The sequence below is a fragment of the Gilliamella intestini genome (genome assembly GCF_900094935.1).
GTDB lineage: Bacteria > Pseudomonadota > Gammaproteobacteria > Enterobacterales > Orbaceae > Gilliamella > Gilliamella intestini.
Window position 1 is genome coordinate 1 of the sequence record NZ_FMBA01000027.1, and the last position, 12,320, is coordinate 12,320.

Below are 12,320 nucleotides of genomic sequence, written 5' to 3' on the forward strand. Positions count from 1 at the left end.
ATAGAGCGCAGCTTTGCTGACGCTAAACAACACCACGGACATCGCTATGCAAGATTTAGAGGAAGAGCGCAGGTTCAAATGCAGTGTTTATTGGCTGCAACGGCTCAAAATATCAAGAAAATAGCGATAAAGCTATTTTTGTTACGTTTTTTTAGGCTATTTTTTAATTTATTTAATAAAATCCAAATTAAAAATCCTATTTATGGTTTAAATAAAAAAATAAACCCCGAATTATATCGAGGTTTGTCATCAATCTGGGACACAGTTTGTGTCCTTTTTTTATTCATATAATGAACTTTGCCAACACCCGCTTTTTAACGTTTGGTACTCCTAACAAAATGTGATTTTAACAACTCGATATTTTCCTATACATAATTAGCTCATTGCGTCGATGGCATTTATTATTGATTCTCGTAATTGATTACAGGTCATATCATCTAATGCATTATTATATTTACTAGTTAGGATAAATAAATCTTCAATATGTTCACCAATTGTGGCAATTTTAGCACTACGCAGCGATAAATCTAAATTAGCAAATATCTCACCGACACAAGCAAGTAATCCGGGTCTATCTAATGCAATAAGTTCCATATACGTTTGTCTTTCATTAAAAGAAGATAAAAAATTAACTTGCGTTGGTACACAAAAAGATTGCAACTTTTTCTTTGGAGGTTTGATTGATACACCTTGATAAACAGGGCGTTGTAGTGCCTTTTCAAGCGCTTTTATAATGCCTTGATGCCGATCTTCTTGCACTGTTTGCCCATTTGGTTCAAGTACAATAAATGTATCAAGGGCAAATCCTTTTTTATTAGTAATGATAAGGGCATCGTGAATAGTCAAGTTATGCATACTTAATATATTACAGACAGTTGCAAATAGATAGGGCCTGTCTGGTGAATAAATAAAAATTTCGCTACCACCATGATATGGGTTTGGATTAATTAGCACTAAGGTTTGAGTTAAATCATGGTGTAATAAATTTTGGGCATGTACAACAATTTGTTCGGTTGTATAACGCAGAAAGTAATCAACACGATAGTTTTGCCAAAAATTCTTGATTTGCCATTCATCATAATTTTGCTTTAGTAACATGGCTAATGCTTCTTGTTTATGTTGTCTTGCAATATTGCGTTGCTCTGGAATTTGGTAAATACCTGAATCAAAAGATCGCATTGCGGTAAAATAAAGCTCACGCATTAGGCTTTGCTTCCAACTATTCCAAAGTGTTTCATTAGTTGCACAAACATCGGCAATAGTTAAACAAAGTAAATATTGTAAACGACGCTTACTTTTTACTAGTTGAATGAATTCTCGAATTACGGCAGGATCTTGCAAATCACGATTTTGCGCAGTTACAGACATAAGTAAGTGATAACGCACTAACCAAATAATTAAATCGGTATCTTTGGCATCTAGCTGGTGTAATTGGCAAAATTTTTCAACTAGCTTTGCGCCTATTTCGGAATGATCACCATGTCGACCTTTACCAATATCATGAAATAATCCTGTGATAATTAGAAGTTCTGGTTTAGATAATTTAGTAAATACGGTTGAACTATTAGGATGTTTTTGTTTACCATCATCTGTTTTTAGATTATCTAATTCAATTAGCAATCGAATAGTATGTTCATCAACCGTATAGGCATGAAAAAGATCAAATTGCATCATTCCTGCAATATGTTTCCATTCTGGAATATATACGGCCAATATGCCATATTGGTGCATTGGTAAAATAGCTTTCTTTATTGCATCTGGATGTTTGATGATCATCATAAAGATTTGTCGAGCTTTAGGATCTTCGCATAGCAAAGTATTCAATTTTTTTCTTGCAGAACGTAGCTGCCTAATAGTATTTGAATAAAGCCCCGTAATTTGCGGATTAAGCAACATTGTATAAAAAAGCTGCATAATCATAACAGGATCTTTTTTAAAAATCTCATCATCTTTGACATCAATGAGTTTGTCACGAATTTGAAAATGTTCATCAATATCATAAGGTTTATTTTTTGAATTATGCTCAAGAATAGATTCATAAAATAGCTGTAATAACATTTGATTAAGTTCGGTAATATTGTGAGCAACGCGATAATAGTCGTGCATCATCTTCTCAACAGGCGCATTACCTTCTCCTTGATAGCCTAACATATTGGCAATGCTTAACTGACGATCAAATAGTAGACGATTATCATAACGTGTTATCACACAATGAAGCGCAAAACGCATTCGCCATAAAAATTTACGACACGTTTTGAAGTCTTCAATATCTTCAGGCGTTAAATAGTTGAAATCTGCTATTTTTTGCAAAAACTCGCCACCAAAATGGCGGATTGCTATCCATTGAATGATCTGCATGTCTCGCAACCCACCTGGGCTATTTTTTAAATCAGGCTCTAGATTATAAGAGGTGCTATGATATTGCTTGTGACGCTCTTGTTGTTCTTGAATTTTAGCTTTATAAAATTCTCGAGATGGCCAGATTTTATCGCTAAAAATTTGCTTATGTAGTTCATCTAATAGTAATTGATTGCCAGAAATAAGTCTTGATTCAATCAAATTGGTCATAATTGATATATCATTTTTTGCTTCTTGTAAGCAAAGTCTTAATGTTCTAACACTATGCCCTATATCTAAATGCAAGTCCCATAACAAACGAACCAAATTGCCAATCTGTTTTTCAATTTCTTTGGTTAATGGATAATCGCTAAGAATCAAAATATCGATATCTGATAATGGATGCAATTCAGCCCGACCATAACCACCAACCGCTACCAATGCAATGCGATTGCGTTTAAAAAAAGAGGAAACATGTTTAGGAATTTGGTAAAAGCGCCATAATCGCTCAAGTAGCTGATCAATAAATTGACTACGTAAATGCACTAGCACATCAATATCAACCTGTTGCTTAAATTGCACCATAGACCATTGTTGAAAGGCTTCAAGCTGCTGTTTTAGATAAGTAATATTTATCTGATCATCATCAAAATCAAGCGGAGATATAAGGTAAGATAAGCGCTTTTTATTCATAGCAATAACATTAAAATTAAGGAAATCTGAACAAGATCCTTACCCGATTTAGTGTTGCTGTCAAGCAACAGTTTATTATTGTAACTACCTATAAAATAGTACAATCCCAAAATAAAAAATAATTCGATCATAAAAAAGCGGTATTATCTATTTAAAGTACACCAAACATGGTGTATAAAAATCACAAGCAACTTAATCTTAATTGCCATAAGTTAAGTTATTATTGACTTAAACTTCTGTACTAACTATTATCAATTAAAATTATCCGGTGTTTTAATGATTATTTGAGTATTAAACGCTATCATTGATAAGCATCTACACAAGTAGTTTTTTTAAATGCTTTAATCATATCGGAAAGTTCTATAATATCAGTGGATATCACAAACATACATATTATCGTATTGCGATTTAAAACATAAATAACCTGTTTAATTCCAACCGATTAAGCAGCAATCAAGCTTTGGTTACCAAATAGTTAATAAGCTAGCAGAGAGAATTTTCATGTTATTTTCAAAAAGAACACAAGGGCACCTTATTGCACTGATGACAGTGTTTATTTGGGGAACAACCTTTATTGCGACTAAAATTTTATTAACCGATTTTAAGCCAATTGAAATTTTATTTTTTCGATTTAGTTTGGGTTATATTGTTCTTTGGATTTTATCACCACATTTTTTTTCTTGGCAGGGTATTAAGCAAGAATTTATGTTTTTATGTGCAGGGCTTTGTGGTGTCACTTGTTACTTTTTATGTGAGAATATTGCATTAACCTACACAACAGCGTCTAACGTTGGCATCATTACCACTTTAGCGCCAATATTTACTGCCATATTATCAATATTTTTTTTAAAAGTCGAAACACCACCTAAGCGTTTTTATATTGGTTGTTTATTTGCCGTTGTAGGTGTTGGCCTAATTAGTTTTAATGGGCAGTTTGTACTTTCGCTCAATCCTCTTGGCGATTTGCTCACTATGTTGGCTTGTTTGTTTTGGGCGTGCTATTCGATTTTAACAAAAAAAAGTAGTAATTATGGTTACAATACGATTTTGTTAACAAGACGATTCTTTTTTTATGGTTTGATATTGATGTTTCCTGTGTTGTCTTTCTTTGATTTTGAATGGAATTTATCTCGTTTTACTTCTCCTATCAATTTGCTCAACATGCTATTTTTGGGTATTGGTGCTTCAGCAATTTGTTTTGCTTCTTGGAATTATGCTGTTAAATTAGTGGGTGCAGTTAAGATTAGTATTTATTTATATTTAGTGCCGATTCTTACCATTATTGCGGCTGTAGTTATTTTGAATGAGCCTTTTACTTGGATTGCAGCTATAGGCACATTCTTTACACTCTGCGGTGTATTATTGTCAGAAGGTAAAATTCGCATAAAAAGAAACTAATACTTATAAAAAGCCCAAAGACACATGATAGCTTTGGGTTTGAAAACGGTTTTTATATTTGAGATGGTTAGTTAATTATTGCGCCCTTTTATCGATTGCATTCATAATAATTTGCCCAAGGTGTTGGTAATTTTCATCAAAATGATGTCCCCCCGGTAATTTGAATGCTTCACCTTTCATTTCAGGTTGTAAACATCCAGTTTCGTCTTTTTCTTCTTCGCCATAAATGCAAAATAGTTTGCTAGCTGGGATTTTGCTGATTTCTGGACCTGTTTTCATTTCAGTACCTGATTGACCAAGCCAACCACTGATTTCGATTTCAAAATTAGCATCTTTTGAAAAGGCGATCATCACAATGGCTTGAACACTATTTTGATCTGTAGTTGATAACCGGTTATAAAGTGACGGTAAAATGTCACCTCCAAATGAATAGCCTGTAAGTACAAAACGAGTTGTTCCCCACTTTTCACGATATTGTTGCATCAAATAGCTCAGATCTTTGGCGCTACGCTCAACTGAACGGTGTTGCCAAAATAATTTTAATGCATCAACACCCACAACAGAATAACCGTTTGAAGCCATGTATTCGGCTGATACTTTATCTAAATCGCGCCAACCGCCATCACCTGAATAATAAAGCGTCACCGTATTTGGATGAACTTCTTTGGTGGTTGCAGGTAATTCAATAACAGGTAGCTGCTCATGTTTGCCAAATAGAACTGATGCAAGATGCAGGCTTAATAGTTCAACTGGAGATGCTTGATATTCGCCAATTGATGTGGTGACAGCAATCTTTTTTTGTTCCCGCGGAAAGACTGCAACTTCTTCTTCAGGTGGATTATTCCAAATTACTTGCCATGTTCCATGGTTTGCTTGAGATGGCAATGGGTCATCACAATCTTTATGATCTAATATAAATTCTATTGATAACGCTTTTGCATCGTCACGTTGTTGCTCGGCCAACCATCGATAAGCAAAAGTAGCGCCCTCGCGCATTCCTGCAACAGCAAAATCAGACTCACCTAATATTTTTACTGCTTGGTTAAATCGGTTTTGTTGTTCGGCACAACTTGCTTGTGGTTTTAGTTCAAATTGAACTAGCTTTGCTCCCATTTTTTTAGATAACTCTAAAAGAGTTTGTTCGGTAAAATGATTTTCATTAGTAGCAATAATTATCGCTGCGGCTTCAGCTGTTTGTTTAGGAGTTGCTGATATTAGTGAAAAATCATTGCTAATTGTTATCGTTTTTACTGATGCGCTGCTTTGATTTTTTACCCAATCCCAACCAATAAAGGCCAGTAATGTTATGAGTATTATGATTATTAGCAATAAAATATAGCGTAAAAGTTTTTTCATATTATGGTTTCTTACTTTTTTTTAGTCCAGTTATTCCACCTGAAATAAGCATGGTTGTGTCAATGATCGCAACTAAAGGATCAAGTCCTGCTGGAACGGCCATATAACGGGGTTCCCAATGTGTTGCAAACTTCTCTTTAAAACGGCGTAATCCTTGGAAATTGTAAAAACGCCCACCGCGACGAAAAACTAATGCTCCAAGTCTTTGAATCATTGGTGCGCCACGACGACGTTGCATGCCCGCAAGTGGTACCATTCCTAAACTAAAGTATTTAAAGCCTTTTTCTTGATAGTGTAAAATCAAACCGACCATCAAAAATTCCATTGTTAATTTGGGTATATCTTGCACAACGCGCATTAAGTCGATACTGGCTGAATAGTTTTGCTCTGTTTCTAACAAATTAACAAAAGCAATAATTCGACCTTCATATTCAATAGCTGCGATTGTAAAATTATCTAAATATTGTTTAGAAAACGCCCCTAACGAAAAGCCTTTTTCGTTTGAATTTTTGTTTTTAAGCCAAGCATCAGATACCGCTTTTAACTCATCAAGCGGTGCCGTTTTTGGTGGGTAGAATTTTAAAGAAAGGCCATCGCGTTGACCACGATTCCATGTATAGCGAAGATCTTTATAAATTTTTGATGTTAAATCAAATATTTTTAAGTTAACTAATGCTTCTTCACCAAGTTTAACTGTGCGCAAACCAATATCCATATAAAAAGGCAGATTGGCTGCTTTGACTTGATAAAACACTGGGCGCAGGTGATGTTCGTCACATAAATCACGAAACGACCAAATCAAATCGGCTTTTTCGGCGTTATCGCCTATTGGATCATAAAGCGCGACCATGCTTCGTCTACGTCTTGCGTACATAATAAATGCGCTTTGGTTGGCATTGAAAAGTAATGATTTATCACCACTCATAGCAAGCCCACCTTCAGGCTGTTTTGAACCTAAAATAATTTTGTAGGCTTTGTTAAGCTGTTCGTCGCTTGGTGTGTTTAAAATAGGTAATGCTGGGCGGAAAATCCAAAATAGCATCACGCAACTTAATAAAATAAAGCTCCCTAACGCTGCTCGTAGCGCACGAGGAACTTTGCTATCTAACTCAAATTGCCACCATAATGCGTGGCTATAAGGAACATCTTGATAGATGAATAATATTACCCAGACAAAAAGGGCAATCATGCAAAAACAAATAGCAAAAAAATGAAAAGAAAACGGTATGATAATCAAGCGGCTTTTTCGATAAAAAGCATGTCTAAAATGGATTAATAAGAGGGTAACCAATAATAATATGCCTGCTTCTATCCAGTGTAATCCTCGTAGTAATGAAAGCACACTCCCCATCAGTAATAATATGACTGACACGCCCCAAGCTGAAAACAATCGACGGCGAAGCCCCATTGCAAGTAATAAACATAAAATACCAATTAAGCTAGCACTTAGGTGCGCAATATTAATCACTTTTTTGGGTATAAAAGTACTGACTAGTTGATGATTAAACCCAGGTAAGACACTTGAAAACATCATCACAACACCCGCAAAAAATACTGTCACAGCCATAACAGTAGCGGCAATGCCTGTTTCGGTTTGTTTAGTTTGTGGCGCTACTAAAAAGGTTTTTCCTTCGTTTGCGAGTAATAAAATAGTGGCAGGAATAAGAGGCAGTAAAATATAAATAATACGGTAAATAAGTAGGGCAACTGTTAATGATGCGGTTCCAATTTCTGATGATAATGCCGCTAACATAATGGCTTCAAATACACCTACACCACCAGGCACATGACTTAATACGCCTGCAACTAATGCGAGGATATAAATCATAATAAAAGTGAAAAAATTAGGTTGTATAGGCAACAAAAAGTAGAGTATAGCGCCGGCTAAAATAGCATCAAATAATGTAATAACAAGTTGGCAGCTTGCTAAACGCATGTTAGGTAAACGAATAGTCCATCGAAATAATTTAAATAATCGGGTGTCTTTATTTGGCTCTTGTGGCAATCGGTGGCAATATAAAAAAGCGAGTAATAAAGCATAGATGCTAAATACGCTGCCTGCTGTTAACCATACCCCACTTTTTGTTATATGAAGCGCTAACATGGTTTGATGGGGGTGAATAAGAGCGGCGATTGCAGCAAATAATGGTAATGAAAAGCCTAATGATAATGTCACAAAAAACGACATTCTAGCCACGTCGATGGTGGTTAAACCTTGTTTAAAGTAAAGACGACAACGCACCGCACCACCAGATAATGCCGATAGCCCGATTGCATTACCAATGGCCGAAGCACAAATTCCACCACTAATAATTGTTGAGGGTTTTAATTTAACACCGGCATAACGGGCAGCCGACCATTCGTAACAAATTAACATTAAGTAGCTGCCTATCGCACATAGGCTTGAAAATACAATTGCATGTGCTGGCAGGTGATTTATAGCATATTTTAACTCGTTAAGGTTGATTTCCTTAAGTAAGTGCCAACACACAATAAGCGCAATAAAAAAGATAGATAAGCCAAATAGTAAAGCTAAAAATTGGCGATAGCGGGTGAAGTATTCTATGAACTGCCAAGGCAAAACTTTACGCGCTGATATTTTCACTTAATCAACTCCAATATTTGCTTTAATAATATTTTTATCTGCGCATTTTACCTGCCCAATCTCGTTAAAACAATCATGGATGTATAAAAAATAGCCTCATTAAATTTCTTTTGATTTATGTTTTCAGGTTCTTGACATTTTTAATATAAAAAGTTAACAGTTTGTTTATTTATATAATATAGAGATATCAGCCTAAAACGACAAGAAAGGAAACTATAAATAAATGCTATTAAAACGATAAAAACCCTATCACAATGATATGCAAATAGCTAAGATGAGTTATTCATCCTAAATGGGGATTGAGTTACTATGTTTAGTAAAGTATTTACTAACTATTTTTGGACCGAAATAAGATGAATAAATTACCAAATACGCAATTAACTCAGCAACAGCAAAAAATGGTTTTGAATATCCAATCTTTTGTAAAGCAAAAACTTGCCGATGATTTTACAGGCCATGATATGGCGCATATTGAACGAGTGGTGAGATTGGCTGAGCAAATTTTGCAACATGAACCCAAAGCTAACTGTTTTATTGTGATTGTAAGTGCTTATTTACATGATATTATTGATGATAAAGTGGTTGATGATGTTAACCAAGCTATGATTGAACTACGTCAGTATTTAATATCGCTAGCTTTGACTGATAACGACATTGAGCTGATTTTTGCTATTATCGAAAACATATCATACCGAAAAAATCTTACCAATAAGAAAACTTTATCGCTTGAAGGCCAAATTGTGCAAGATGCCGACCGTTTAGATGCCTTAGGGGCAATTGGTATTGGGCGAACTTTCTATTATGGTGGAAATAAACATAATATAATGCACGATCCATCAATCCCACCAAGAACATCAATGACTGAACAGAGCTATAAACAACCTAATACTGTCATTAATCACTTTTACGAAAAACTTTTTTTACTTAAAGATATGATAAATACACCGGCGGCTAAAGAAATGGCTGAACAGCGACATCACTTTTTAGTTCAATTTGTTGCCCAGTTTGAAAACGAGTGGTTGGGTAAAAGTTGACTATTCGCTTTTTATCGTTGAGTTAAGTAAGTAGGCATTAACTAACTTAGAAACTAATTTTAATCAGTCTTTAAATAGCTATCCCTTTGCACAATTAAAAATGTACTGGCACACCGGCACACTACAGCAGAATTGAAACGTTCCTACTCATTCCATCAAAGGCATAATCAATTTAGCTTGAACAATAATGTTTAGTTTATGCTGATATCCATTGTGTTTTTAACTTATGAAATAAGCTTTTAGCCACTGAATTTAAAATTGAAACGGTATAGAGTCCTGAATATTTTTTACAAAACTAGGCAACTAAAATAAAAACAAATAATAAAAGCAAAATAGTGAAACACGCATTACATCTGCTTTAACATCCAAAGATAGGCTTATATAAAATTCGTGTAATCGGTAAAACGGCTAGAGCTAAAAAGTCATTTTAAAAAAAGAGAGAATTGTTTTAATGTTGGCAGTGATAAAATTTACTCGATAATTTTTGAAGATGCTATTATAGTTAGCTCAATAAATCTTATTAAATTGTCTAGTTTTTATTTAAGGGGGTATTATGAAAACCATTCTAACGGTTATCGGTAAGGATCAAACCGGCATTATTGCAGGTATTAGCCAGAAATTATATGAATTAGACATTAATATTTTGGATGTGAGCCAAACTATCATGGATGAATATTTCACAATGATTATGTTACTCGATTTATCCAAAGTTAATATTTCATTTGATGAAGCAAAAACAGCACTTATTCAAACAGGCGATAACCTTAAAGTAAAAGTGAATCTACAGCGAGAAGAAATTTTTGAAGCCATGCATCGTTTATAATCTAATTTTTATACTTTTTAATAAGGATAATATGAATGGAAACTAAGCAAATCCTCGAAACCATTAAAATGATCGAGGAAGAAAAACTCGATATTCGTACAATAACTATGGGTATTTCATTGCTTGATTGCATTGACAGTGATGGAAAAAAAGCTCGTCAAAAAATTTATAACAAAATTACTCATCTTGCCAAAAACCTTGTTAAAGTTGGTGATGAAATCGCAGCTGAATTTGGCATTCCAATTATTAACAAACGTATTTCAGTTACCCCTATTTCGTTAATCGCAGGTGCGAGTGATGACAAAGATTATGTTGAGTTTGCCAAAACACTTGATGACGCGGCCAAAGCGGTTGGTGTTAACTTTATTGGTGGGTTTTCAGCATTAGTACAAAAGGGTTACCATAAAGGTGATGAGATTTTAATAAAATCAATTCCACAAGCACTTGCACAAACAGAACGTGTTTGCTCATCGGTCAATGTTGGTTCTACACAAACTGGGATCAACATGGATGCAGTAAAACAGATGGGAAAAATCATCAAAGAAGCAGCAGAATTAACGGCAGATAACAGTAGTATAGCGTGTGCTAAATTAGTGGTATTTGCCAACGCAGTTGAAGATAATCCTTTTATGGCTGGGGCTTTTCATGGAATAGGCGAAGCCGATTGTGTGATTAATGTCGGCGTAAGCGGTCCTGGCGTTGTTAAACGTGCGCTTGAAAAAGTTAAAGGGGAACCATTTGATGTTGTTGCTGAAACGATCAAAAAAACAGCGTTTAAAATCACTCGTATGGGACAGTTGGTTGGTAAAGAGGCTTCTGAACGTTTGGGGGTTAAATTTGGTATCGTTGATTTATCATTAGCACCAACTCCTGCTATTGGTGATTCGGTTGCTCATATACTCGAAGAAATGGGATTACAAGCCGTTGGCACACATGGCACTACAGCTGCACTAGCGATGCTCAATGATGCCGTAAAAAAAGGTGGCGTAATGGCCTGCGGTCATGTTGGTGGATTAAGTGGTGCATTTATTCCTGTTTCTGAAGATGCAGGAATGATTGATGCAGTAAATAATGGCGCACTTAATCTTGAAAAACTTGAAGCAATGACCTGTGTTTGCTCGGTTGGGCTTGATATGATAGCGATTCCTGGTGACACACCTGCTGAAACTATTTCTGCGATTATCGCTGACGAAGCAGCAATAGGCGTGATTAATCATAAAACAACTGCTGTTCGCATAATTCCTGCTATAGGATTAAACGTTGGCGACAATATTGAATTTGGAGGGCTACTTGGTCATGCGCCAGTTATGCCAGTAAATAAATTTAGTTCATGTGATTTTATTAATCGTGGTGGACGAATTCCTGCGCCAATTCATTCATTTAAAAATTAATGTATCAGTTTTCAATAAAATAACTATTTTATTTATCACTTTGTTTATCACGCCTACAATAATAAAGTAGGCGAGATATCCAAAACTAAAATGCTGTATCGAATTTAAACAAATATTTCAAAATACAAAAGATCAAAAGCAAAAATTTAAGATACGAATCAATCTTGTTTAAATTAAAAATTTCAGCTATTTTAATCCTAATTATGTCATTATAAGGATATTATTATGTACTGTCCGTTTTGTAATGCAGATGATACAAAGGTGATCGATTCACGTCTTGTTGGTGAAGGGTATCAAGTTCGTCGTCGTCGCCAATGTGTTGAATGTAATGAAAGATTTACTACATTTGAAGTTGCTGAATTAATTATGCCTAATGTCATTAAAAGTAATAAAGTTCGCGAACCATTTAATGAAGATAAATTACGTAATGGTATGAAAAGGGCTCTTGAAAAACGTCCAGTGAGTTTTGATGCCATTGAAGATGCGATTACACGTATAAAATCTAAACTAAGAGCAACAGGTGAACGTGAAGTCCCAGCAAAATTAATTGGTGACTATGTGATTGAAGAACTTAAAAATCTAGATAAAATTGCTTATATTCGTTTTGCTTCGGTTTATTTTAGTTTTGACGATATCGAACAATTTAGTAATGAAATTGCTAAGTTACAACAAAAATAATCAAC

General features: G+C 34.9%; 9 protein-coding genes. 6 read left to right on the forward strand and 3 right to left on the reverse strand.

The window, feature by feature from the left end; genetic code table 11:
• A partial coding sequence (locus GA0061080_RS12930; protein ID WP_245174463.1) for a transposase occupies positions 1-291 on the forward strand: 291 nt, incomplete at its 5' end.
• A gap of 84 nt (positions 292-375) precedes the next feature.
• Here GA0061080_RS12930 and glnD read toward each other — a convergent pair.
• Positions 376-3,030: a bifunctional uridylyltransferase/uridylyl-removing protein GlnD gene (gene glnD / locus GA0061080_RS07985; protein WP_091123819.1), complete on the reverse strand. Its 2,655-nt coding sequence runs from the start codon at positions 3,028-3,030 to the stop codon at positions 376-378.
• Positions 3,031-3,531: 501 nt separating this feature from the next.
• On the opposite strand from glnD, the gene GA0061080_RS07990 reads away from it, so the two are divergent.
• Entirely contained in the window at positions 3,532-4,428 is an 897-nt protein-coding gene (locus GA0061080_RS07990) for a DMT family transporter (RefSeq protein WP_091123823.1), read from the forward strand.
• A 75-nt stretch (positions 4,429-4,503) separates the two neighbouring features.
• Here the strand turns inward: GA0061080_RS07990 and GA0061080_RS07995 are convergent, their stop codons facing one another.
• Together GA0061080_RS07995 and mprF are read right to left on the reverse strand one after the other, a co-directional pair.
• Positions 4,504-5,784 carry a virulence factor family protein gene (locus GA0061080_RS07995; RefSeq protein ID WP_091123827.1) on the reverse strand — a complete coding sequence of 427 codons (1,281 nt, stop codon included), beginning with the start codon at positions 5,782-5,784 and terminating at the stop codon, positions 4,504-4,506.
• Position 5,785: 1 nt separating this feature from the next.
• The gene (mprF, locus tag GA0061080_RS08000) at positions 5,786-8,389 is read right to left on the reverse strand and encodes a bifunctional lysylphosphatidylglycerol flippase/synthetase MprF (protein WP_209435774.1); all 2,604 of its coding nucleotides are present in this window, start codon (positions 8,387-8,389) and stop codon (positions 5,786-5,788) included.
• A 353-nt stretch (positions 8,390-8,742) separates the two neighbouring features.
• Here mprF and GA0061080_RS08005 point away from each other — a divergent pair, with 353 nt between their 5' ends.
• From GA0061080_RS08005 to nrdR, 4 genes are all read left to right on the forward strand, one after another.
• Positions 8,743-9,423 carry an HD domain-containing protein gene (locus GA0061080_RS08005; protein ID WP_209435775.1) on the forward strand — a complete coding sequence of 227 codons (681 nt, stop codon included), beginning with the start codon at positions 8,743-8,745 and terminating at the stop codon, positions 9,421-9,423.
• A gap of 553 nt (positions 9,424-9,976) precedes the next feature.
• On the forward strand, positions 9,977-10,246 hold the full coding sequence (locus GA0061080_RS08010; protein ID WP_065637052.1) for an ACT domain-containing protein: 270 nt from the start codon (positions 9,977-9,979) through the stop codon (positions 10,244-10,246).
• Positions 10,247-10,281: 35 nt separating this feature from the next.
• Positions 10,282-11,637 carry a PFL family protein gene (locus GA0061080_RS08015; RefSeq protein WP_091123829.1) on the forward strand — a complete coding sequence of 452 codons (1,356 nt, stop codon included), beginning with the start codon at positions 10,282-10,284 and terminating at the stop codon, positions 11,635-11,637.
• Between the two features lie 225 nt (positions 11,638-11,862).
• Positions 11,863-12,315: a transcriptional regulator NrdR gene (gene nrdR / locus GA0061080_RS08020; protein ID WP_091123833.1), complete on the forward strand. Its 453-nt coding sequence runs from the start codon at positions 11,863-11,865 to the stop codon at positions 12,313-12,315.
• Positions 12,316-12,320 lie beyond the last annotated feature (5 nt).

Coding starts and splice junctions, on each gene's coding strand:
- glnD (WP_091123819.1), bottom strand. CDS start 3,030: ATGAATAAAAAGCGCTTATCTTACCTTATATCTCCGCTTGATTTTGAT.
- GA0061080_RS07990 (WP_091123823.1), top strand. CDS start 3,532: ATGTTATTTTCAAAAAGAACACAAGGGCACCTTATTGCACTGATGACA.
- GA0061080_RS07995 (WP_091123827.1), bottom strand. CDS start 5,784: ATGAAAAAACTTTTACGCTATATTTTATTGCTAATAATCATAATACTC.
- GA0061080_RS08005 (WP_209435775.1), top strand. CDS start 8,743: ATGAATAAATTACCAAATACGCAATTAACTCAGCAACAGCAAAAAATG.
- GA0061080_RS08010 (WP_065637052.1), top strand. CDS start 9,977: ATGAAAACCATTCTAACGGTTATCGGTAAGGATCAAACCGGCATTATT.
- GA0061080_RS08015 (WP_091123829.1), top strand. CDS start 10,282: ATGGAAACTAAGCAAATCCTCGAAACCATTAAAATGATCGAGGAAGAA.
- nrdR (WP_091123833.1), top strand. CDS start 11,863: ATGTACTGTCCGTTTTGTAATGCAGATGATACAAAGGTGATCGATTCA.